Here is a 22,949-nt window from a genome sequence, read left to right as displayed (position 1 = left end):
GGGAGAGATACCGTTTTGTATTCTCCCTTGATTTTTTGCAATAATATAACTGATAACAGACAATATCCCGCAAATCAGGAGTACAGGCGGAATACGCCGAATACTTTACCCAATATTTCAACTTCTGTTACAATAATTGGCTCCATGGAATCATTTTCTGGCTGAAGGCGATAGTAACCGTCTTCTTTGTAATACGTTTTTACTGTGGCGGAATCATCCACCAGGGCAACCACAATATCTCCATTCTCTGCGGTCTGCTGCTTTTGTACCAGCACACGGTCCCCGTTAAAAATTCCTGCATTCACCATACTGTCGCCTTTTACATTCAGCATAAAGCTTTCCTCATTCGGCATATACTCTGTGGGAATCGGAAAATAATTTTCAATATTTTCAACTGCAAGAATCGGCGATCCTGCGGCAACCGTACCGACAACCGGCACATTTACAACCTCCCGGCGAACCAGATTAAAATTATCATCGATGATTTCGATGGCTCTGGGCTTTGTAGGGTCCCGGCGGATATAACCATTTTTCTCCAGGGTTTCCAGATGTGAATGAACGGAAGAAGTGGATTTTAAATGGACCGCTTCACATATTTCCCGTACGGCAGGCGGATAACCTTTGTTCAAGATCTCGTTCTTTATGTATTCTAAAATCTCATTCTGTTTTTTTGTGATCTTTCCATATCCCATTCGTTTTACCTCCTGTGTCGCTGCGGATATTAAGATTCTTATATCAGTTGTAATAATAATCAGCTTTATTTTTATTAATCATAACATGATACATTTAAAATAGCAAACAAATTTTCGGAATATCTGTTCGATTTTTTTCTTATCCTCTTGACAAACAACTGTTCGATTATTATAATAGTCATATAAAGAACATGCGTTCGCAACATTTGTTCGTATCATACGTTCGGTTTTAAGGGGGCAGCTATTATGGAAAATAGTAAGAAGAGAAGAGGTAACCGCATTCTGATCAGGAAATTTGGTATTCTGGTATTTTCATTTTGTTTATTGGCCGCTTTATCTATCAGCGTTGGGGTATCGGTAAAAGCAGAAGGCCATGCAGATCCGGATGTTACTTATAAATATTTTAAAAGCATTCAGGTGGAAGCTGGTGATACCTTATGGAGTATCGCACAGGAGTATTGTTCTGAGGAATATCCATCTCTGGACCGATATATGAAAGAATTGGTTTCTATGAACCATCTGGAGAATGAATATATTCAAGCGGGACAGTATATAACAGTTCCTTATTATTCTCATGAGTATATCAGATAAATCCGATAAAATTTTATGGTGCCTTATCAATAGCAGTGGAATTGCGTTGATAAGAAATAAACAGCCCGGGTATTGTATCTGGGCTGTTTATTATTTATATCAATTTAAGAGATATACGAGAGAGAAGAGAGGCTGGGTGCCAGAGGGGAACGCTGGTATCATATTTTATTGAATGGGGGTAAGATAGGGGAAGTCCTATGGGATCAGCCGCAGACTGCCTGGCAGGTTTTAAGTGAATGTAGAACTTTATACAAGGTTCAGGATAAAGGAATCTATAGTGCGGAACTATTGAGGAACTATTGCGGAACCAGAGATCGGAACATTTCTATGGAATACAAAGAAAACAGAAAGTACTGCAGTTATCTGCCTGAATCTGTCTGTTCGGAACTAAGTGACAGCATTGTATATAAAGAACAGATGGGTGTGATCCTGACGGATGAATATGGAATGGGTACCCAAGCGATCTATAGAAAACAGTAGAATAAGAAACCTTAGAATCCACGGTTACAAGATGAAAAAGGGTTACAAGATGAAAAAGAACTTTTTGAACTCCCGGCGAATTTTACAATTCTGAATTTGGAAAATCTGATTTATTCAGATACAGGAGCCCCTTATGAGTTAAAAGAATTTTTTCCCGCAATTACAGAATCAAATTACATTTATCTTATTTATTTATAAAAATTAAGATATTTGAACATGAAAAATTAAGTATAAATGTTGGAACTAAATATTATGGAGACGCGTGGTCAACGCAGCGCATCATTTACGAATTTAGACTGGCTGGAAGAAGCATTGGTCAATCTATACGACAAATACAGGTTTATTAAATAGATATTGCTAAAATTATCTATATCTGATATAATCAAAATTAATAAATGCTTATTCTCCTCAATCCCCGCCAGAATTATTTGTATCGTTTTTAAATCATGCTATTGTTATACTATATAACCCAGTTGCTCCAATCGAAACACTTTATTATCATCATACGGATGTATCATAATCTACATGAAGAATTACGGCAAATAATTATTCCCATAATAAGTTTTCAATTTAAACAAATTAACGGTATTAATAATCTTATCCAGGAAAGGATGAACAAATATGGATACAATGACCTATCATGAACAGAGCAATATCAATAACACACTAAAGCTCCGCGAAATTCTGAAAACTCTCCCACCATTTGCCAAAGACTACTTCCGGGCGATTGAGCCAACCACCTCTACAAAAACGCGCATTTCATATGCCTATGACCTGAGAGTTTTTTTCCATTTTCTCATCGAGAACAATCCCATATATAAAAATTACAGTTCATCCGACTTTAAGGTTGAGGATTTGGATCGATTAGAGGCTGTTGATATTGAAGAATATCAGGAATATCTCAAAGTATACGACGCCGATTCCAAAATAATCACTAACGGTGAAAAAGGCCTTTCCAGAAAAATGTCCGCTCTGCGAAGTTTTTATACCTATTATTTCAAGCGGCAATTAATCAAGACGAATCCGACCTTACTGGTAGACATGCCGAAACTCCATGAAAAAGCCATTATCCGTTTGGATCCTGATGAGGTAGCTTCCCTGCTGGATTATGTCGAAACTTGCGGATCGGAACTGACCGGTCAGCGAAAGGCTTATTATGAGAAAACAAAATATAGGGATCTGGCGATCATAACCTTGCTTTTGGGTACTGGAATCCGTGTATCAGAGTGTGTGGGGCTGGATTTAAACGATGTGGATTTTAAAAATAATGGAATAAAAGTCGTCCGAAAAGGCGGAAATGAAATGGTTGTCTATTTCGGCGACGAAGTTGAACATGCGTTAAAAGAATTTCTGGAGAATTCCAGAGATAACCAAAATCCGCTGCCGGGCCATGAAAATGCCCTGTTTCTGTCCACGCAGCGCAAGCGGATCGGTGTGCAGGCTGTAGAAAATATGGTAAAAAAATATACACGCCAGATTACTCCTATGAAAAAAATAACTCCCCATAAACTTCGCAGCACCTATGGTACAACTCTTTATCAGGAAACCGGCGATATCTATCTGGTTGCGGATGTATTGGGCCACAAAGATGTAAATACTACTCGAAAACACTACGCGGCAATTGACGAAAACCGGCGTCGCAAGGCAGCTTCCGCTGTAAAACTTCGGGAAAGTTAGGGTCAGCAGTCAGAGTCAGCAAAGTCCTAAAATTTTCAATAATGCTATATGGGGGTTTCGGGTATCTGCCTGAAATACATCGATCTCATTTAATTTTGCACAGCGGTCGGAATAAGCCGGAAAAAGGAATCCACACTCCGGCTTCTCCGGCTCATAATCGCCTTTCAGCGGACAAATGGCACAGATTATATATTCAAATACTTCTTCTGATTCCCACAATCTTACATGGTCGGATGCTTTCGCCGGGATATCATAACGGTCATGGAACACCAAAACCGCGTAATCGTGATCTGTCTGATAACTCTCAGCTATCAAATCATAAAAAGTTTCCATCAATACATCATCCTTCAGGCCACAGGTTTTCATTGCCATGAGAAGCTGCCATATACTGCCGGGTTTCGTGGCATCCTCCGGGAATCTGTATCGTTTTAAGTTTTCGTTTGTACCGGAAAAAGGAATCTCCTTCGCAATCGTAAGTTTCTTTCCTTTTTCCACAGGCGTTAGCTTTAAAAAATTCGTATTAAATGTACCATCGATGTCACCGCCAGCATCCATATAGCTTCCGGCAATCCTTGTCATAGAGGTTCTCGCCAGTGTCATGCGCCTGGTTAACTCAAGCATATCTTCTCTATTAATTGTCTCTGTTATATTTATTTTCTTATCTATACCATTCACCATAGAAATATCCCCCTTGTATCCCATTTCCTGCTGATTTTAAGATTATCATTCTGATTTTAAGATTATCATTTTTTATTTCATCAATCAAATAATAAAGGCAGAGTCACCGTTCTGATATGCTTCCTTTATTATTTAACTTACAATAACATCAATCTAAACTTACAATAACTGCAATCTGAAGGCACCAGAAACCATACGATACCAGAACTATGGCACCAGAAACCATACGATACCAGCAAACTATAATACACTATAATAATATAAACATAGTTTACTATGTAATATTGGCAATGTAAACCTTCATTTACCCACTATCATTGAATAATTACTGTAAATAAGAGAGGGACTTTTGCCCCCCTCTTCTCTTTCTTACTCTAATCCATATAACGTTTTTTTCAATGTAACTGATCCCAATCAGAAAATACTGGTTGTTTACCTAATAACAACCTATATATAGATCATTTTCAATTAACATCAGGTCAATTAACATAACTATATGTTTACATAAATATATTACGTAAACTTTCTTGAAAATAATAAACATACTGCAATCTATAATACATCTATTTCTGAAAGTTTAAAACTTCCTGTATTAGGTTGTTATTAGATAAACAACAAGTATTTTCTGATTATGAACATTCAGTTATCCCTATTTCTGTATCAGGCTTATGAGATATATACTCCTTGTTACCGGTGAAATAAGAAAAAAGACCTCTTATGATTTTCTCCTCTCTTATTCTTATGCCATTCATTCGACCATAATTTAGAAAATCACAGCATCCGAAACAGACAATTTCCATTTCTATTGACACAGATTTCTATTATGCCCTGGTACCCTATCTCTAAGACAATTCAAACATCCCATGATACAGTTGATAATACCGTCCTTTCTGCCTCAGCAGATCATCATGATCTCCCCGCTCTATGATCCGTCCATTTTCCAAAACCATGATCGCGTCGGCGTTGCGCACAGTCGAAAGCCTGTGGGCGATCACAAATACAGTTCGCCCCCGCATTAGGCGGTCCATTCCTTTTTCGATGAGCTTTTCCGTTCGGGTATCGACTGAGCTGGTCGCCTCATCCAGAATCAATACCAGAGGGTCCGCAATCGCAGCGCGGGCAATGGACAGCAGCTGGCGCTGACCCTGGGACAGATTCGCACCATCGCTTTGAAGCATGGTCTGATATCCATTCGGCAGCCGCCGGATAAAGGAATCCGCATTCGCAAGCTTAGCCGCAGCTACCACTTCCTCATAGGAAGCGTCCAGTTTACCATAGCGTATGTTATCTTCGATTGTCCCTGTGAACAGATGGGTATCCTGCAGAACCTGGGACAGAGAATGTCTCAGATCATCCTTTCGGATCTTTTTAATATCGATCCCATCATAGGTGATACTTCCCTCCGCAATCTCATAGAAACGGTTGATCAGGTTGGTAATGGTAGTCTTTCCCGCGCCTGTGGACCCTACAAACGCTATTTTCTGTCCCGGTTTGGCATACAAATCTATATCGTGAAGGATGGGCTGGCCCTTGACGTATTCGAAGGTCACATCATGAAATCGGACATCTCCCTGCATCGGCCGGAGCACAAAGCTGCCGTCCGGCTGCGGGCATTTCCAAGCCCACTCCTCCTCTTCTCTCTCCTGCAAAATCCTATTTTTTTCAGAAGCCATACCTCTTTCATCAGATGAGACAATGCATTCGGCCAAAGTTCCGTCCGGCTGTGTGCAGACCTGAGCCAGCGTGATTTCGCCCCGGTCCAGCTCTTCCGCCTCTTCCATCACCTCGAAGATCCGTTCCGCACCGGAGATGGTCGCCATGATAAAATTCATCTGTTGTGTGAATTGGTTGATGGGCATCGCAGTCTGCCTCACATAGACCAGGTAACTGGAGAGGCTTCCCAGGTCCATCAGTCCGCTGATGGCAAACAGACCGCCGATACAAGCCGAAACCGCGTAATTCAGATAAGAAATGCTGACCACCACCGGAACCATCCGGCCGCCATGGGTCAATGCCGATGTGGAAGCTTTGCGCAGCTCCTCATTTCTGCGGCTGAACTCTTCCATATTCTTTTCTTCATGGTTAAAGACCTTTACTACCTTAGCGCCTTCCACCATTTCTTCAATAAAACCGTTCAGATTCCCCAGATACTTTTGCTGCTCGTTAAAATACTGCTGGCTTTTTTTGCTGCTGTAGCGGATAAATGCGAACATGCAGACAAACGCGATAAATACGATCAGAGACAATCTGGCGTTCAGCACCACGATCATAACTAAGGTGCCAACTGTGATAATAAAGCTCTGGATAATCATCGTAAAACTGTTGTTTAAGCCTTCCTGAACCGTATCCATATCATTCGTAAAGCGGGACATCAGTTCCCCGTGAGTCTTTGCATCAAAATAAGCGATCGGCAGCTTCTGTGTCTTAATGAACAGGTCACTTCGGATCTCCTTCACTACCTGCTGCGCGGTTTTAACCATTAACTGCGTGTAACCCAGCGTGCACAGCGCCCCCGTAAGATAGATGGCTCCCATAAACAACAGCATTCGAATCAGCCCTGGTACATTGCCGGGTACGATATATTGATTGATGACCGGCTTCAGCAGATAGGTACCATATATATTGGCCAGGGCAGATACGATAACCATCACTGTAACGGCCAGAAATGCAATCAGGTGCCTGCGCAGATACCGGAACAGAAGTTTCAGAGTCTTCCGGACGTTTTTGGGCTTTTTATAGTCGACTAATTTAGCCATTCTCTTCCGCTCCTTCCTGCTGGGAATAATATATTTCCTGGTAGATCGGGTTCGCGGCGCACAATGTTTCGTGTGTTCCCACCGCGTTTATTTCCCCGTCTTCCAGCACGATAATCTGATCGGCATGTTTTACCGAACTGATGCGCTGAGCGATTATGATTTTCGTGGTATCCTTTAGCTCTTTGTTAAGCCCCCTGCGGATTTTTTGTTCCGTGGCGGTATCCACGGCGCTGGTAGAGTCATCCAGGATCAGAATCCTGGGCTTTTTCAGCAGAGCTCTGGCAATACACAGCCGCTGTTTCTGCCCGCCGGATACATTGACGCCTCCCTGGCCCAGATCGGTATCCAGCCCCTTCGGCATTTTAAATATAAATTCATCCGCGCAGGCGATCTCACAGGCTCTTAACAGTTCCTCGTCATCCGCGCTCTCATTTCCCCATTTCAGATTATCCCGTATCGATCCGGAGAACAGGGTATTTCGCTGCAGCACCATACCGATCGCGTCCCGCAGATGCTGCATGGGATATTCCCTCACATCAATCCCATCGATTTTCACAGATCCGTCCGTCACTTCGTACAGCCTGGGGATGAGCTGAACCAATGTGGATTTGGCGGCACCGGTGCCTCCGATGATACCGATCGTCTGTCCCGCTTTCATATGCAAATCAATATTTTTCAGAACGTATTCCTTCGCATCCGACTTATATTTAAAACTGACATTCTCGAAATCCACGTCACCCCGCCTGACTTCGATCTCTCTTACGTTTTCGTCCGTGATTTCACTTCTTTCCTCCAGAACCTCCTCGATCCGTACCGCGCTGGTGATACTTCTGGTCAGCATCATAAATACATTTGAGAGCATCATGAGCGAATTCAAAATCTGTAATACATAGCTTAGGAAACCCGTCAGAGCCCCGACTTGCATTCCCCCGACCGTAATCAGATTACCGCCGAACCAGAGGATAGCGATGATCGTCCCGTACATGACAAATTGAAAACACGGCATATTCAATACCGCATAATGAAAAGCTTTTTCACTGGCAGACTTCAGTTCTTCATTGACATCCCGGAACTTCTGAATCTCATGATCCCCGCGGACAAAAGACTTCACCACCCGGATAGCGATCAGATTCTCCTGGACAGTCCGGTTCACCAGGTCCACGGCCCGCTGCATCTTTCCGTACATGGGCCGCAGATGCCGAATGATGAGTATAAGCGCGACGCCCAGTACCGGGAGTGCGACCACAAAAACCAGAGCCAGCCTGGCGTTAATCCAAAAGGACATTGCCAGCGCTATAATTAACATCAGCGGTCCCCGGACCGTAGGACGGATTCCATTGCTGATGGCATTTTGAAGAATCGTGACATCACTGGTGAGTCTAGTCACCAGCGACGAGGTGGAAAACCGGTCCATATTTCCAAAGGAAAACTCCTGGAGCTTTTGGAATTCCTCTTTTCTTAATTCCGCCCCAAATCCCTGACCGGATAACGCCGCGAATTTCGCGTACAAGATCCCCAGCATCAGGGACAGCAGCGCGCAGAATACCATCTCACCGCCTCTGCGAAAAATATAGGACAGATCCTTGTTGGCCACCCCAATATCAATAATATTGGCCATCAGCATTGGAATAATCAGTTCAAAGGTGGTTTCCAACACTACGCAGATACAGCTGATAAACAGATATTTCTTATAATTATGAAAATATTTTAAGTAACGCCGAAGCACAGCTCTCTTCCCCTTTCCATATTCATTTGTCCCAATCAAAAAAATATTATTCCAGGGCCTTCCCTGTCAAGTTTTCATACATTCGGCACAGGTAATTCTTAAACTGCCGTTCTTCTTCCGCGGTAAATCCATTCAGGCTCACTGCGTCTATGCTCCTGCAGATCTCATCCCAGGCAGCCAGCCGAAGTTCTCCTTCGTGGGTAAGCACGATTCGAAACGCCCTGCGGTTTTCTTTTCGGTCTTCCCGTTTCACTAACCCGTTTTTTTCCATTGTATCCAGCATCTTAGAAATAGTAGCCGGTTCCACATCACAATAAGCGGCCAGATCCTTCTGCATGCATTCCGTATGTTCCGAGAGATACTGCAGTACCTTAGGCTGCCCCACCGACAGACCGATCCCTGACAGCTTCGGCCTGATCTTATTACGCTGTGCACGAAACGTTTTAAATATCAACAAATGAAGGGAATCCCTTATATGATTCATATATATGCATCCTCTCTTAAATTAGCAACCTAATTATTAGTATACTAACTAAAAGATTAACTGTAAAGACCTAAGTTAACTGTTCTGCTGGCTGCTTTGGGATAGGGATACTAAGGGGTTCTTACTAAGGGATTCTTACTAAGGGCCGGGGCAGGAGGGCACAGGGAGAGATTCCGGGGGGCGGAGCAAAAAAGAAACGGGTGCCAAATCGCATCGGCCGGACCTAAGAACGACTAACTCCGATGGCGTGAGAACCCCCTATTAGCAGATCCCGGAACAAACTCGCCAAAAAGCGGCTCAAACAGTGTTCCGGGATCTGCGGGGTTCTCCCACCATCTGCGTAAGTCGTTCTAAGGTCCGGCCTCAAGCGATTTGGCTCCCGTTTCTTTTTTGCTCCGCCCCCCGGAATCTCTCCCTGTGCCCTCCTGCCCCTGCTTTTGTGAAACCTGAGATTCATTTTCCTAAATTTAGTTATTCGTTCAAATAAAAATGATAATTAGTAGTAAAGGTGATAATTAGTAGTAAAAATAAAATTAATAGTAAAGATAATTAAAAATAAAGAATTTCAAAAAATCAATCAATAAATTTATTTGAAGAACAAACAAGTTTAGAATTCCGTCAATAGTTAAAATAATGTTTTTATAGATAGTTAAAATAATAATGTATCCTAATATAAAGTATCAATATATAAAACATCAATATATAAAGCATCTGAATATAAATAAGTCCGGATTAACCCAAACCTACTAAACCAGATCCTATTTAACAATCCTGGCTATATCGACCATGGAACTCGGTTTGTTATAATGCAGGGCTGAGAGGGGCGCGGCGGGATCTTCCGGGGATGCGCGGACAATCTCGTGGGGCCAAATCGCTTGAGGTCAGCCTTAGAACGGGTTACACGGGTGGAGGGAGAACCTTGCAGGACCTGGAACACTGTCCGAGCCGTTTTTTTGGCGAGTTTGTTCCGGGTCCTGCTAATAAAAGGTTCTCCCTCCGCCTGTGTTACCCGTTCTTAGGCTGGCCGAAGCGATTTGGCCCCACGAGATTGTCCGCGCATCCCCGGAAGATCCCGCCGCGCCCCTCTCAGCCCGGACCATAGTCACCCTCCCAAGTCCCTACGACAGATATTGTTCAAACCGTTTGACATTCTGTGTTTTACCAATGACTACGATGATATCGCCCTGCTGGAAACGATAGTCTGGTCCTACTTCCGTGTCTGTGCGGCGGTCATGCTCCACCGCAATGATATTGAGTCCGTAGGTTTTGCGCAGATCCAGCTCCAGGACGGTTTTGCCGGCGATTACCTGGGTGATGCTGATCTCTGTGATCTCCACATCATTGTTTAGATTGATATAATCCAGGATATTGTTGGTTAAGAGCCGCTTGGCCAGACGCAGGGCCATATCCCGCTCAGGGTATACTACTTCGGCGCCTATTTTTTCCAGCACCTCGCCCTGTTCCGGGCTGATGGCTTTGGCGATTACCCGCGGTACTCCCAGACTTACTACATTTAATGTGGTAAGAATGCTGGTATCTATTTTTTCACCGATACAGACTACGACAGTATCACAGTTCTGGATTCCGATCTCCTCTAATACTTCCCTGCTTAGATCCTCAGAGACAAAGGCGTTTTCTGTGTACTGCCGAAGCTCTTTTACCTTGCTCTCCAGATGATCGATTACCACCACCTCTTTACCGGCTTCTGATAAGGTTTTGGCCAGTGCGGTTCCAAATCTTCCTAATCCGATAATTCCATATGAATAAGTCTCTTTTCCTCTCATCTCATATTTTCCTTTCCGTTTTGTTTTTCTTTTCGTTATGTTAATTGTTAGGAGCTTTTTCTTTAACCGATTGTTATCATTTCTTCGGTATATCTGACATTGGAGGTGGTCTTGAATACCCAGATGGAAGTGATCGTCAGGGCCCCCAGTCTTCCGATGAACATCGTAAGAATTAAGATCAGCTTTCCTGCCACACCCAGATCCGGTGTAATGCCTGTGGAGAGGCCGACGGTACCGAACGCGGATGTTACCTCGAACAAAATTTGAATAAAAGAATATTCCGGTTCGCAGATGCACAGCGCCAGTGTACCGAGGCTGACGACCAACAGGGATAAGAATGCTACAATGAAGGCTTTCGATATCACCTCGTCTGATAGTTTCCTGTGAAAAGCCAGGCAATGCTGATTGGTTGCTGCGCTTTTGGCGGTCAGCAGCAGGGTGAAAAGCGTAGTTGTCTTGATACCGCCTCCGGTGGACCCTGGAGAAGCACCGATGAACATCAGTATGGTCAGGACAAACAGGCCCGCATTGGTAAATGTCCCGATGGGATAGGTGGAAAAACCGGCCGTCCGGGCGGATACGCTCTGGAAAAAGGCTCCCAGCCAGCTGATATTTTCCGTGCATTTTAACAGGACCGTTCCGATCGCCAACAAGAGGATACTGGTGGTGATAACCACTTTGGAATGCAGGCACAGCTTTTTGAAGGAATGTTTTTTGATCACATCCAGGATAACCAGGAATCCCAGGCCGCCGAATATAATCAGACCGCTGGTGATCAGATTCAGCATCACATTATTTTGATATGGAATCAGATTATGTAAGCCGCCCAGTATATCAAATCCGGAATTGTTAAATGCTGCCACAGAATGGAACAAACTGATTCCCAGCGCCTGAAGCGGGGGGTAATCCCGGACAAATACAAAGAAGCTTAAGAACGCTCCCGCTGCCTCGAAGCATAAGGTCATGAGCAGGATAGATTTCACCAGCCGGATCATTCCTTTGGATGTATTCATATTCATCGCTTCCCGTACCATCATCCGTCCTTTGAATCCGACCCGCTTTCCTGCCATCAGGATGAAACCAACCCCTACGGAGGTAACTCCCAGGCCCCCGATCTGTATGAGCATCGCCACGACGGTTCGTCCGAACACGTTAAAATGATCCGCTGTGTCAATGGCGATCAGTCCGGTTACACATACCGCGCTGGTGGAGGTAAATAACGCGTCGATAAAAGTTACTTTTACCCCCTCATTGGCTGCACATGGCAGCATGAGCAGTACGGCCCCTAACAATATGACGCTCGCAAAACCCATAGTGATCAACCGCCCGGGCGATTGCTTTTTCAAAAACTGTATCATTGATGTCACTCCCCTTTATTTCCGATTCCCTGTAAAACTTTTGGCACACAAAAAGGCATGACTTGTGCGTTTGTTTCCACACAGTCTATGCCTGTAAAATACATATAAGAATATGAAGTTATTATATGGGTCCGCTTCACAATCCACCTGTTCCATGGCGCTTCTTTCCAATGCATTCATTATTTTGAGCTATATGCGTATTATATGCATGGTCCTTGCGGCCGTCAACTGCGGAACAGGAAAATTAACATTTTCTTAGCGATTCTTAACTTGTCTTAACTGCGGAATCTCATTTTTCCAGATAACATAAGGTGACTTTCCATTCGTCATTGATTTTCATGACCTCCAGGCCAAGATAATCGGCGCTGTCGCTTCCCTTTACCTGCCACTGATATTGGACACGGACAGGTTGGTCGGACAGGTCCTCCGGATTCCATTTTAACACCATATAAGCGAGATCCTCTGCAATATCCTCTGGATATACCTCGATCTCATCTTCCGCAATCACGGAATATCGCGCAGCCTCTTCCGGATCGGAACGAAAGTAGGCATTTGCAAAATTCTGTACTACTGTTTGGAATTGAACGCTATCCACCGTGTTCAGGCTGTCCTGCGGTTGATCCATATTCGTATCTTCAGGATCTTCTGCCGTAGGCCGCCCTATCCCCGTATTGCCAGGATCGGCTTCACTTAATCCCATCTCACCTGTTTCGCTCCCTCCTGTTTTGCTCCCTCCGGTTTCAAGAATACCTGGATCTGTATTATCAGTATCCGTTTTACCTAAACCTGATTTACCTGAATCCGGGTTACCTGTTCCCTTCGTGTCATAATAGCAGAAATAGAGGTAACCGCATATCAACAGGACTAACATACAACTCGCAGTGAAGTATATCCGGCTTTTCTTCCAATACTTTTTCTTCTTTGCTGCACTCCTGTGCCTGATATGGTTGGACTCTTCCGGGATGTTTTGCGGATTTTCGTTTATCTTAGACGTCTCACTGTCAAACGGCATTTCCACAACAGCGGGGTTGGTCTTTTGATCGGCTTCCCCATTCCCGATCAGCTCATCAAAAGAAATATGAAACAGTTTTGCCAGCGCGATCAAATTTCCCATATCCGGCCTGGACAGTCCGGTTTCCCATTTGGATACGGCCTGCCGGCTGACTCCCAACTGTTCCGCCAGCCTTTCCTGTGAATATCCGTTTTGCTCCCTCAGATTTTTGATTTTTTCTCCCAGCATGATCTTCGCTCCTTCCTGTTGGTCTGATCATACCAGACGTACCCGCAACTTTCTACCAACTGCCTGTCAACTATCGGTTGCTTCTATGCGGCCTGCCGTCAGATCAGCTGTAAATTCAGATCAGCTGTAAATGATGAAGGCCGCTGGTGATTCCGCCTTTCCACATATCATCGGTAATATAATCCGCCATTTCCTTTAACGGCTGGCTTGCATTTCCCATAGCCACTCTGGTATGTACATATTCAAACATCGGCATATCATTATTGCTGTCGCCAAAAGCCACGGTATCCTCCCTGGCAATCCCAAGCGTCCGGATCATCCGTTCGATTCCGGTCGCTTTTGACACCCCCCGGGGAACCAGTTCGATTGTATTGCTGGCAAACCCATGTTCCCCATGATTGATATAGTCATAATATTCGGAGAGTTCCTGGAGGGCTTTTTCATAACTGCACCCTTTCGTCCGTTTGGCACTTACTTTATTGATATCCATTATGTTTTCATAGTTCCGGATCGGCCGCAAACGTCCACCTAATTGTTCTGTGATCAGATCCGCGTACCAGTCTATACCGCTGTGATATTCCTCTTTGTCATAATAGAGATAATCCCAGCCTTCCATGACAGGAACCAAACCGTTGGCCCGCAGAATTTCCACAGTTTTTTTAGCAACAGGGGCAGACATCCGTTCATTGTAAATGCAGTGCCCCTGATATTCCATATAAGCCCCGCAGGCAGCTACCATGCCGTCCAGGTGAAGTGCGGACAGTTCTTTGGGCAGATAGGCTCTACTTCTGCCCGTACACAGAAAAGCTTTGTGCCCATTCGCCTTCAATCTGTGAATTGCCTCCATCGTGTCATCGGGCATTCCCTTTTTTATATCGTAGATCGTACCATCCAGATCAAAAAATACTGCTGCTTTATTCAACGTTCCTCTCCTCTTTCTGTAAATCTGCATATTTGTTTTACATAATATATGGTAAACATAAATATATTACGTAAACTAATTTTCCAAAATGACCGTAAAAGGTCCGTCATTTGTAAGCTGAACCTTCATATCCGCTCCGAAGATACCGTGTTCTACCTTCACTGCCTCTTTGCGGCACTGAGTTATCATATACTCATACAACTGCTCCGCCAGCGCGGGACTGCCGGCACCGGTGAAGCTGGGCCGGTTCCCTTTCCGGCAGTCAGCGTACAGCGTGAACTGAGAGACAATCATCAGTTCGCCGCCCACATCTTTCAGGGATAGGTTTGTTTTTCCATTCTCATCCTCGAAGATTCGCAGTTTGATTATTTTCTGAACCAGCTTGTCCACGTCCTCTTTGGTATCCCGGTCGGAAACGCCGGCAAACACCAACAATCCGACGCCGATCTGCCCTACGGTCTCACCGTCAGCCTGTACTGACGCCTGGCTCACTCTTTGAATCACCAATCTCATTTCTTATCTGTCTCCTTTTCCTGTATGTTCTTTTTCAAATGTCCGGCAGATTCCTGCGGATATTCAAATTCCTTCGTCTCCACGTCCACGGCCTGTAACTTCAGATAGACCTGGGTATCCGTGGGCAGGTTCTTAGCGCTTAAGGACTTATTCACCAGAGCTTTCGCACCGGCGTACAGCACCGCGAACAATGGAACACCCACGAACATTCCAACGATCCCGAACAGACCGCCACCCAGCAGAATGGAGACCAGCACCCAGAAGCTGGACAATCCGGTGGACCCGCCCAGGATCTTAGGCCCCAGAATATTTCCGTCAAATTGCTGCAGTACGATGATAAAGATGATAAAATATACACACTGCATAGGATCGGCCATCAGGATCAAAAGTGCGCTGGGAACCGCTCCAATGTAAGGGCCGAAGAAGGGAATGATGTTGGTAACTCCAACGATTACGCTGACCAGCATCCCATAGGGCGCGCCTACGATTTTTGTGTAAATAAAACATAAAATACCAATGATGAGGGAATCGATTAATTTTCCGCTGATAAATCCCCCGAATGTCTTATTGGTAAATCTGAGGTTTGAGAGCAGCAGGTTTGCCTTCTGGGGTCTTAAAAGGGAAAATAAAAGTTTTTTACTTTGCGCCGCGAAGATTTCTTTGCTGACCAGAATATAGATGGATACGATAAAGCCGATAAACAGGTTCTTAAGCACCACCACCACATCCACCACGCCAAGGGATATCTGAAGCAGCAGTGTATTCACAGACGGCAGCAATACGTTCGTCAGCCAGTTCTGAAGATCCTGTGTGGCATTCTCCAGCACGTTACTGATCACCTGCTCCAGATCCGGATTATTCCGCAGCAGCTCCAGCGCCCACTCTTCCATATCATGTAAAGTTTTCGGCAGCCCCATTATGATAGTGGCGATGCTTGCCACGACTTGGGGAACGACCATGTAGAGCAGGCCGAACAGACCGACGACCACCAGGATCAATGCCAGCAGGATATAAAAGAACCGAAAGAATTTACACAGCTTCCGGGAGGGATCGCCATGCTTTCTCCGGTATACGGCAAAGGTATGCCTCTCCCAAAAATTGATGATCGGGGTCAGCAGATAGGCCAGAATCGCCCCGTAAATGACCGGCATTAAGATATTGACCACCTTCATTATCCCTGCCTGTATATTATCCCCGTGAAACATAAAATAGTAAAAAATAAGAATGGCAGCAGCGGTCAGAAATACCGTTATGCCCCATTGCAGATACTTCTTGTCCCATTTGAATTTCATCTTTTTGTCCAACCTTTTTTCTCTTTTTCACATATTCGGATTCCCGCAGTCGTTTTCTGACCATTATCCTTTCAAATTATACCACACTCTCCATAAAAAATCAGAATTAATACTCCGATTCAATCATAATTCAATCAGAAAAACAGTTTCTGAATCCGGCGGCTCATGCTATAATGTCGATAGACATTAGAGCTGCGCCGTAGTGCCTGCCTTGGCGCGGAGTGTGCATCTCCCAGAGGGAGTATGCTTGCGTGCAATCATGATGTAATGTCTGAGGATAAGATATCTGTGAAATGAATGGCGCAGCGTACGCGCCACTGGAGGAAATAGGAATGAAACTACAACAGCTTTTGAGTTACACCAGAAAGGCCGTGGATGATTATCAGATGATTGAGGAGGGGGATAAAATCGCCGTTGGGATATCCGGCGGAAAAGACAGCCTGACGATGCTCTATGCACTGCACGGATTGATGCGTTTCTATCCCAGGAAGTTTACCATAGAGGCGGTTACCGTGCATCTAGGATACGAAGAATTCGACGTGGAGCCTGTACGGGCACTCTGCCGGGAGCTGGGCGTTCGTTATACCGTGGTGGATACCCAGATCGCCAAAATCATCTTTGAGGACCGAAAAGAACCCAATCCCTGCGCCCTGTGCGCCAAAATGCGGAAAGGTGCCTTCAATACGAAAGCGAAGGAATTAGGCTGTAATAAAGTCGCCTATGCCCATCACAAAGACGATATAATAGAAACTATGCTGCTCTCCCTGATTTTTGAAGGCAGGTTTTACTCCTTTTCGCCAAAGACCTACCTGGACCGCATGGATGTAACGGTGATCCGCCCTCTGATGTATGTAAACGAGGCGGATGTGATCGGATTTCAGAACAAGTATCAGCTGCCCGTGGCGAAAAGCCGCTGTCCCATCGATGGTTTTACTAAGCGGGAATACGCGAAAAACCTGGTCAGGCAGTTAAACTTTGAGCATCCGGGCGCCAGAGAGCGGATGTTCCGAGCCATCTTAAACGGCCGGATACCCGGCTGGCCCGATCGTTTGGATACCGGCACGGCGCAAAAAGTCGACAACCCGTCCGGGCTGTGATAAAATAACAAAGAACTGATCAATTAGAAAGGAGGTTTCCGTCATGTCCAACAGAGTTGAAAAAAGAGAAGGTATGCGCGGCGGTAACGGTACGGTAGTGATTGAGCATATTCTGGATGATGCGCAGATGAACGGTATGTGCAGATTGTACGCGAAGATTACCCTTGCGAAAGGATGTTCGATTGGCTACCATGAGCATATGGGGGAAAGTGAGACATTTCACTTCCTGACCGGAAACGGCATTTACACGGATAATGGAAGCGAACGCAGTGTAACTGCCGGCGATACTACATATACGCCCACCGGCAACGGTCACGGGATCGCAAATGCCGGGGAAGATGATCTGGTATTTATGGCGCTGATCATCAATGATGAAAAGAAATAGCAAAAGAATGCAGTTTAAAGTAGTCCCCTGTGAAATGCCGGAGCATTTCGCAGGGGACTGTCCATTATTACCATTTATTATTATGAAACAGATGTCTGGGAAGTCCTTCTACCATAACAGGCGGGTAATCTCCCTGAATCAGCGGCCTGACATAGTCCAGGAATTCTTCAGTCACATACGTACCTTCTTTGTTAATCCATTTTCTGGACACCAGTTTCTCTACATTGGAAACTTTATGGACATTCTTAACCGCGGTGGCGCACTGATACGGGTCGTCGGATACCCGCTCCAGGATTACCATTACCCCTGTTTCCCCTTCGTCCGCAGCCTTCACCGCGGCACCGCCGACCTGGAACGCTTCATTGATATCCACCCGGGACGCCAGATGGGACGCACTTCTTTGGAGGGTACTCAGCTCTATGGCGCGGCTCTTACAGCCGAATTCGGCAGCCAGCATACCAGCCAGATAGCTGGCGGTTCCGGTCAGCTGCTTATGCCCGAAAGGATCTACGGAATTAATGCCTTCCGACAGTTCGCATACATAGCGGCCGTCCGCCACTTTAATCCCCTCGGATACGGCAACCACGACACATTTCTTTTTCTCCAGCAGTTCTCCAACTTTTTTCTTAAATTTGTCCACATCGAAGGTCAGCTCCGGAAGGTATATCAGATCCGGCCCGTCGCAATCCTCGCTTCTGGCCAGAGCCGCCGCCCCGGTCAGCCATCCGGCATTACGCCCCATAATCTCCAGGATGATAACCTGTTCTTTGTCGTAGGTCAATGCCAGCCCATCCCGGATCACCTCTTTTGTGGAGGTGCCGATATATTTCGCCGCACTTCCGTATCCGGGTGTGTGGTCTGTGAGAGCCAGGTCGTTATCTACGGTTTTGGGCACTCCCACGAACTTACAATCGTGTCCGGTTACGATCGCATAGTCAGATAATTTCTTGATCGTATCCATAGAATCATTGCCGCCCACGTAGATAAATGCTTCTATCTCCAGTTTATCCAGAATCCCGAAGATCTTCTCATAAATATCGCGATCTTCATGGATCTCCGGCAATTTGAATCTACAGGATCCCAGATATGCGGATGGGGTTCTCTTCAACAGCTCCACATCCAGGTCGTTGCGGATGTGATCACTCAGATCTACATATTTTTCATCGAGAAAGCCCTGAATGCCGTGCAGCATTCCGTACACTTTCCTGGCCCCTCTGTCGATCGCCGTTCGATATACACCGGCGATACTGGAATTGATTACCGCAGTCGGCCCCCCGGACTGTCCTACAATTACATTACCTTTCATGATGCCCGCCTCCATTTCAAAATATACTGTTTTTATTATATCAGAGCTATGCATGTTGTACAATTTATTTTTTTGATTTCTAATATTTATTGTAAGTTTTTAATCTTGATTGTGCAGTTTCCTGTATCTTTAAAAGCCCAGATTGCTGGGATATGCTGAATATTGACGTATGCTGAAAATTGCTGTTTCGCCTGAAAATTGCTGTTTCACCTAACAATTGCTGTTTCACCTAACAATTGCAGCAAAATGCTGTATTTATCATTTGACTGGAATGTTCTTCCAGAGTATAATTAAAAAAAATGCCAGGAAGGCATGTTTTACAGATCTCATTTATCTGATCGGAATTCAGGAAGACATTCTAATTACCATGAAGGTATCTGCTTCTCATTCTTGAGAGGTGTTTTTGTGTTTCTGTTCAGGAACCACCTCTTAAAGCTTACCCAAAGGAGACGAAATTATGAAAACCAATTATTTTTCGACCAGGAATTTGGTATTTGCAGGGGTCTTTATCGCATTAGGAATTGTCTTACCATTCTTTACCGGTCAGATTCCTCAGATCGGAAGTATGCTGCTGCCCATGCATATTCCGGTATTGTTATGCGGCTTTATCTGCGGCTGGCCATTAGGGCTCATAGTCGGGATCGTTACCCCGCTTCTGCGAAGCGCGTTGTTTGGTATGCCCCCGCTATTTCCCACGGCATTGGCTATGGCTTTTGAACTGGCTGCTTATGGTGCTCTCTCCGGCCTGTTTTACTGGAAACTGCGCAAGAAGGTGTCAACAGTTTATCTGTCCCTGATCTTATCTATGATCGGCGGAAGGATTGTATGGGGAATCGTAAGCATGATTCTGTCAACCATAGCCGGCACGCTCTTTACGTGGCAGTTCTTCGCCGGCGGAGCCGTTCTGAACGCGGTTCCCGGTATTATCCTACAGCTGGTCGTGATTCCTCCGGTCGTACTGGCATTGAAACGGACACACCTTTTTTCCAGCGATGAACCTGTGCGAGTGTAACGCCGCCTATCCATCTGCAGGATCACACCAATGGAACGAAAAGGAAGAACCTTATGGCTGACCATCATGAACTCTCAAATATTTTAATCAAGCAATATCAAACTTATCCGTGTCTTAAGCTGCAGGATCTGATAAAGCTTATCTATCAGAATGAATTCGGCGGCGGACACATGATTCAAAACGAGCCGGAAGCCTTTGCCCGTCTGAAAAAAGAGTGGGAACAGAATCAAGAGTGGGGACAGAATCGTAAGTCCGGTGCTCCAAAACCCATGACGGCCGGAGCGGCGGATACCAGTCAGGATGCCGGTATCGCCACCGGCGGATATTATGAATCCATCGGCAGCGGTTTGTGCAGGCTCTATATAAATGGGCGGATACCAGCACAGCTGCTGGGCTGCATCCATCGTATGTTCTGTCTGACAGCAAATACGGTAAAGGGTTCCCTCTCTTCTTTTGAAGAAAAATGCCAGGTGCTTCAGAATTGCTGCCGCCGGGGTGATCTTCCTTTCCCGGAAGACGAATACCACAGTTATATGAATACCTATCGGGAGATGGGCTATCCGGTTCTCAGCCATAGCGCCGCCTACCACGCCGCTTATCGGCCCGCTTACCGGATCGTCTATGAGGCTTACGGCTACTATCTGCCTGTCATCGGGCGTATTGCAGAGCTTCTGTCGGAACAGGAGTATGTGACCGTTGTCATCGATGGCCGGTGTGCTTCTGGTAAATCCACTCTGGCGGAATTGTTAAACTCTGTTTTTGATGCCGCTGTGATTCATATGGACGATTTCTTTTTGCAGGCATCGCAGCGCACAAAAAAACGCCTGGAAGAACCAGGCGGAAATATTGACTATGAACGTTTTTGCGCGGAGACAGCCGAAGGATTACTCTGCCACCGGGAATTTACCTATCAAAAGTTCCAGTGCGCCACGATGACACTGGAGGATTACATAAAAGTTCCTTTAAAGCCCCTGCGGATCGTGGAAGGCGCCTACAGTCTGCATCCCGGATGCTGCTTAAAACCGGATCTTAAAATCTTCCTGGATGTCTCAAAGGATGCACAAAGCCGGTGCATTCTGCAAAGAAATGGACCGCATATGCACCGGCGCTTTTTACAGGAATGGATTCCTATGGAGAACCGATATTTCGAATATTATGGAATCAAAGAAAACTGTCATATGGTCCTGGATAATACAGAAATGATATCCGCACCCCAGGATCACCCTGCATAATTTCAGTTTTTGCAGTCCAGAATTATGGCCGCGACTTCTTCTACATAAGCGGCCATAGGTTTGCCTGCAACGCCTGCCACCCGGACCGAGCACTGAGAGATAGGAACCAGAACCTTCAATGCCTGCGAAGAGGAAACCGCCTGCGCCATGTCCGGGGTAATTTCCCCATACATTGCGTTGGCCAGAAGTATCCCCATGGGGCCGGTTATCACATCCGCTCTGGCTGCATTGAAAATCACCGCATTCTCGCCGGTAGCGCCTGCCATGGCGCCGGCTTTAAGCATAGCTGATGTCGCCAGCGCATTCGTTCCCACAGCGATAATCTCCGTCTCCGGGGAAACCGCTTCCCTTAATTTTCCTACCAGGCTGCTTCCGATCCCGCCGCCCTGACCGTCTATTACCACGATACGCATGTTATATCTCCTTATATAAGACGGCATCCTGTGCCGCCCGCACTGCCAGATCTTTACATCAGACCGTAGAACTATTCAGGTATACGATCTGTTCCGCTGTCAGGTTGTCGATCTTTTTCCCCATATAACTCAGCTTTCTGGCAGCGACCTCCTCATCCACTTCCCTGGGAACCTGTATGATTTTTTCAGTCAGCTTACCGGCATGTTCCACCAGGTACTTGGCACTCAGAGCCTGGATGGCAAAACTCATATCCATAATTTCCGCCGGATGTCCATCGCCGCAGGCCAGATTCACTAATCTTCCCTCGCCCAGAACATAGATCCAGCGGTCATCGTCTATACGGTAACCCATGATGTTTTTACGTTCTTCCCGGGATTCCAGCGCGATCTCTTTCAGCCCCTTCACGTCCACTTCCACATCAAAATGTCCGGCGTTGGAAAGGATAGCTCCATTTTTCATCACCCGGAAGTCTTCCTCTGTAATGACACCGCTGCACCCTGTAACGGTCACGAAGAAATCGCCCAAAGCGGCGGCTTCCTTCATCGGCATCACATCAAAACCATCCATCACAGCCTCTATGGCCTTCACCGGATTGACCTCCGTGACGATTACCTGTGCCCCGAGCCCTTTGGCACGCATGGCCACCCCTTTTCCGCACCAGCCATATCCGGCTACCACGACTACCTTGCCTGCCACGATCAGATTCGTCGTCCTCATAATACCGTCCCATACAGACTGGCCGGTGCCATACCGGTTATCGAAGAAATGCTTACATTCCGCATTGTTGACCAGCACCATCGGGAATTTCAATTCCCCCGCTTTTTCCATCGCAATCAAACGGATGATTCCGGTCGTAGTTTCCTCACACCCGCCGATCACATGGCAGATCTTGTCCTGATACTTTGTATGAAGCATATGGACCAGGTCCCCGCCGTCGTCAATGATGATGTTGGTATCATGCTCTAACACCGAACTGATATGACGGTTATATTCATCCTCCGTAGCCCCGTACCAGGCGTAAACATTCAGCCCGCACTCCACCAGGGCGGCCGCGATATCATCCTGTGTGGACAAGGGATTACTTCCGGTAATGTACATCTCGGCTCCTCCGGCTGCCAACACCTTACACAGATAGGCCGTCTTGGCCTCCAGATGAATGGACAGAGCGATCCGTTTGCCCGCAAAGGGCTTTTCTTTCTCAAATTCAATCTCCAGATTGCGCAGCAGCGGCATGTTCTTCTTTACCCATTCAATTTTTCTGGCACCGGATTCTGCCAGTGTGATATCTCTGATTTCGCTCACTTCGTATT

Annotated in this window: 21 protein-coding genes; 7 read left to right on the top strand and 14 right to left on the bottom strand. The window is 45.8% G+C overall.

Features of this window, described 5'->3' with window-relative positions; genetic code table 11:
• Positions 1-74: 74 nt before the first annotated feature.
• Positions 75-692 carry a transcriptional repressor LexA gene (gene lexA / locus ABC831_RS15510; protein WP_158353960.1) on the bottom strand — a complete coding sequence of 206 codons (618 nt, stop codon included), beginning with the start codon at positions 690-692 and terminating at the stop codon, positions 75-77.
• 246 nt (positions 693-938) lie between these two features.
• On the opposite strand from lexA, the gene ABC831_RS15505 reads away from it, so the two are divergent.
• The 3 genes from ABC831_RS15505 (at position 939) to ABC831_RS15495 (ending at position 3,440) form a co-directional block, all read left to right on the top strand.
• Positions 939-1,283, top strand: a complete 345-nt coding sequence (locus tag ABC831_RS15505; RefSeq protein ID WP_343249014.1) for a LysM peptidoglycan-binding domain-containing protein — start codon at positions 939-941, stop codon at positions 1,281-1,283.
• A gap of 327 nt (positions 1,284-1,610) precedes the next feature.
• The gene (locus ABC831_RS15500) at positions 1,611-1,763 is read left to right on the top strand and encodes a hypothetical protein (protein WP_343249013.1); all 153 of its coding nucleotides are present in this window, start codon (positions 1,611-1,613) and stop codon (positions 1,761-1,763) included.
• 621 nt (positions 1,764-2,384) lie between these two features.
• Complete coding sequence (locus ABC831_RS15495) at positions 2,385-3,440, top strand: tyrosine-type recombinase/integrase (RefSeq protein WP_343249012.1); 1,056 nt, start codon at positions 2,385-2,387, stop codon at positions 3,438-3,440.
• A 15-nt stretch (positions 3,441-3,455) separates the two neighbouring features.
• Here ABC831_RS15495 and ABC831_RS15490 read toward each other — a convergent pair whose 3' ends face one another.
• The 10 genes from ABC831_RS15490 to ABC831_RS15445 form a co-directional block, all read right to left on the bottom strand.
• Positions 3,456-4,061, bottom strand: coding sequence for a DUF4317 family protein (locus ABC831_RS15490; RefSeq protein ID WP_343249039.1), 606 nt, complete (start codon positions 4,059-4,061; stop codon positions 3,456-3,458).
• Between the two features lie 899 nt (positions 4,062-4,960).
• Positions 4,961-6,874, bottom strand: coding sequence for an ABC transporter ATP-binding protein (locus tag ABC831_RS15485; RefSeq protein ID WP_343249011.1), 1,914 nt, complete (start codon positions 6,872-6,874; stop codon positions 4,961-4,963).
• Complete coding sequence (locus ABC831_RS15480) at positions 6,867-8,600, bottom strand: ABC transporter ATP-binding protein (RefSeq protein WP_343249038.1); 1,734 nt, start codon at positions 8,598-8,600, stop codon at positions 6,867-6,869. The genes ABC831_RS15485 and ABC831_RS15480 overlap by 8 nt, the downstream gene beginning before the upstream one ends.
• 46 nt (positions 8,601-8,646) lie before the next feature.
• The gene (locus tag ABC831_RS15475; RefSeq protein ID WP_343249010.1) at positions 8,647-9,084 is read right to left on the bottom strand and encodes a MarR family winged helix-turn-helix transcriptional regulator; all 438 of its coding nucleotides are present in this window, start codon (positions 9,082-9,084) and stop codon (positions 8,647-8,649) included.
• 1,118 nt (positions 9,085-10,202) lie between these two features.
• Positions 10,203-10,868 carry a potassium channel family protein gene (locus ABC831_RS15470; protein WP_343249009.1) on the bottom strand — a complete coding sequence of 222 codons (666 nt, stop codon included), beginning with the start codon at positions 10,866-10,868 and terminating at the stop codon, positions 10,203-10,205.
• A 62-nt stretch (positions 10,869-10,930) separates the two neighbouring features.
• Positions 10,931-12,226, bottom strand: coding sequence for a TrkH family potassium uptake protein (locus tag ABC831_RS15465; RefSeq protein ID WP_343249008.1), 1,296 nt, complete (start codon positions 12,224-12,226; stop codon positions 10,931-10,933).
• A gap of 289 nt (positions 12,227-12,515) precedes the next feature.
• Positions 12,516-13,466 carry a helix-turn-helix domain-containing protein gene (locus ABC831_RS15460; protein ID WP_343249007.1) on the bottom strand — a complete coding sequence of 317 codons (951 nt, stop codon included), beginning with the start codon at positions 13,464-13,466 and terminating at the stop codon, positions 12,516-12,518.
• A 115-nt stretch (positions 13,467-13,581) separates the two neighbouring features.
• Positions 13,582-14,388 (bottom strand): Cof-type HAD-IIB family hydrolase, encoded by an 807-nt coding sequence (locus ABC831_RS15455; protein WP_343249006.1) that lies wholly within the window; start codon positions 14,386-14,388, stop codon positions 13,582-13,584.
• A gap of 75 nt (positions 14,389-14,463) precedes the next feature.
• Positions 14,464-14,901: a D-aminoacyl-tRNA deacylase gene (gene dtd / locus ABC831_RS15450; protein ID WP_343249005.1), complete on the bottom strand. Its 438-nt coding sequence runs from the start codon at positions 14,899-14,901 to the stop codon at positions 14,464-14,466.
• The gene (locus ABC831_RS15445) at positions 14,898-16,193 is read right to left on the bottom strand and encodes an AI-2E family transporter (protein ID WP_343249004.1); all 1,296 of its coding nucleotides are present in this window, start codon (positions 16,191-16,193) and stop codon (positions 14,898-14,900) included. Before ABC831_RS15445 ends, dtd begins: the two co-directional genes overlap by 4 nt.
• A gap of 332 nt (positions 16,194-16,525) precedes the next feature.
• On the opposite strand from ABC831_RS15445, the gene ABC831_RS15440 reads away from it, so the two are divergent.
• Together ABC831_RS15440 and ABC831_RS15435 are read left to right on the top strand one after the other, a co-directional pair.
• The gene (locus ABC831_RS15440) at positions 16,526-17,290 is read left to right on the top strand and encodes a tRNA lysidine(34) synthetase (RefSeq protein ID WP_343249003.1); all 765 of its coding nucleotides are present in this window, start codon (positions 16,526-16,528) and stop codon (positions 17,288-17,290) included.
• Between the two features lie 43 nt (positions 17,291-17,333).
• Positions 17,334-17,675 (top strand): cupin domain-containing protein, encoded by a 342-nt coding sequence (locus tag ABC831_RS15435; RefSeq protein ID WP_343249002.1) that lies wholly within the window; start codon positions 17,334-17,336, stop codon positions 17,673-17,675.
• Between the two features lie 67 nt (positions 17,676-17,742).
• Here the strand turns inward: ABC831_RS15435 and ABC831_RS15430 are convergent, their stop codons facing one another.
• Entirely contained in the window at positions 17,743-18,981 is a 1,239-nt protein-coding gene (locus ABC831_RS15430; RefSeq protein ID WP_343249001.1) for a 6-phosphofructokinase, read from the bottom strand.
• Positions 18,982-19,438: 457 nt separating this feature from the next.
• On the opposite strand from ABC831_RS15430, the gene ABC831_RS15425 reads away from it, so the two are divergent.
• Together ABC831_RS15425 and ABC831_RS15420 are read left to right on the top strand one after the other, a co-directional pair.
• On the top strand, positions 19,439-19,993 hold the full coding sequence (locus ABC831_RS15425; protein ID WP_343249000.1) for an ECF transporter S component: 555 nt from the start codon (positions 19,439-19,441) through the stop codon (positions 19,991-19,993).
• 53 nt (positions 19,994-20,046) lie between these two features.
• Positions 20,047-21,225 (top strand): hypothetical protein, encoded by a 1,179-nt coding sequence (locus ABC831_RS15420; protein WP_343248999.1) that lies wholly within the window; start codon positions 20,047-20,049, stop codon positions 21,223-21,225.
• A 2-nt stretch (positions 21,226-21,227) separates the two neighbouring features.
• On the opposite strand, the gene ABC831_RS15415 is transcribed toward ABC831_RS15420, so the two are convergent.
• Entirely contained in the window at positions 21,228-21,638 is a 411-nt protein-coding gene (locus ABC831_RS15415) for a DUF3842 family protein (RefSeq protein ID WP_343248998.1), read from the bottom strand.
• Between the two features lie 58 nt (positions 21,639-21,696).
• The gene (locus ABC831_RS15410) at positions 21,697-22,941 is read right to left on the bottom strand and encodes an adenosylhomocysteinase (RefSeq protein ID WP_343248997.1); all 1,245 of its coding nucleotides are present in this window, start codon (positions 22,939-22,941) and stop codon (positions 21,697-21,699) included.
• Positions 22,942-22,949 lie beyond the last annotated feature (8 nt).

The sequence above is a fragment of the Diplocloster hominis genome (assembly GCF_032380655.1).
Classification (GTDB): domain Bacteria; phylum Bacillota; class Clostridia; order Lachnospirales; family Lachnospiraceae; genus Diplocloster; species Diplocloster hominis.
The sequence above is the reverse complement of the archived record's forward strand: the minus strand, read 5'-3'. Positions and strand labels throughout refer to the sequence as shown.

Coding starts and splice junctions, on each gene's coding strand:
- ABC831_RS15425 (WP_343249000.1), top strand. CDS start 19,439: ATGAAAACCAATTATTTTTCGACCAGGAATTTGGTATTTGCAGGGGTC.
- ABC831_RS15460 (WP_343249007.1), bottom strand. CDS start 13,466: ATGCTGGGAGAAAAAATCAAAAATCTGAGGGAGCAAAACGGATATTCA.
- ABC831_RS15415 (WP_343248998.1), bottom strand. CDS start 21,638: ATGCGTATCGTGGTAATAGACGGTCAGGGCGGCGGGATCGGAAGCAGC.
- ABC831_RS15435 (WP_343249002.1), top strand. CDS start 17,334: ATGTCCAACAGAGTTGAAAAAAGAGAAGGTATGCGCGGCGGTAACGGT.
- ABC831_RS15420 (WP_343248999.1), top strand. CDS start 20,047: ATGGCTGACCATCATGAACTCTCAAATATTTTAATCAAGCAATATCAA.
- dtd (WP_343249005.1), bottom strand. CDS start 14,901: ATGAGATTGGTGATTCAAAGAGTGAGCCAGGCGTCAGTACAGGCTGAC.
- ABC831_RS15470 (WP_343249009.1), bottom strand. CDS start 10,868: ATGAGAGGAAAAGAGACTTATTCATATGGAATTATCGGATTAGGAAGA.
- lexA (WP_158353960.1), bottom strand. CDS start 692: ATGGGATATGGAAAGATCACAAAAAAACAGAATGAGATTTTAGAATAC.
- ABC831_RS15495 (WP_343249012.1), top strand. CDS start 2,385: ATGGATACAATGACCTATCATGAACAGAGCAATATCAATAACACACTA.
- ABC831_RS15490 (WP_343249039.1), bottom strand. CDS start 4,061: ATGCTTGAGTTAACCAGGCGCATGACACTGGCGAGAACCTCTATGACA.
- ABC831_RS15505 (WP_343249014.1), top strand. CDS start 939: ATGGAAAATAGTAAGAAGAGAAGAGGTAACCGCATTCTGATCAGGAAA.
- ABC831_RS15475 (WP_343249010.1), bottom strand. CDS start 9,084: ATGAATCATATAAGGGATTCCCTTCATTTGTTGATATTTAAAACGTTT.
- ABC831_RS15465 (WP_343249008.1), bottom strand. CDS start 12,226: ATGATACAGTTTTTGAAAAAGCAATCGCCCGGGCGGTTGATCACTATG.
- ABC831_RS15445 (WP_343249004.1), bottom strand. CDS start 16,193: ATGAAATTCAAATGGGACAAGAAGTATCTGCAATGGGGCATAACGGTA.
- ABC831_RS15500 (WP_343249013.1), top strand. CDS start 1,611: ATGGAATACAAAGAAAACAGAAAGTACTGCAGTTATCTGCCTGAATCT.
- ABC831_RS15440 (WP_343249003.1), top strand. CDS start 16,526: ATGAAACTACAACAGCTTTTGAGTTACACCAGAAAGGCCGTGGATGAT.
- ABC831_RS15430 (WP_343249001.1), bottom strand. CDS start 18,981: ATGAAAGGTAATGTAATTGTAGGACAGTCCGGGGGGCCGACTGCGGTA.
- ABC831_RS15485 (WP_343249011.1), bottom strand. CDS start 6,874: ATGGCTAAATTAGTCGACTATAAAAAGCCCAAAAACGTCCGGAAGACT.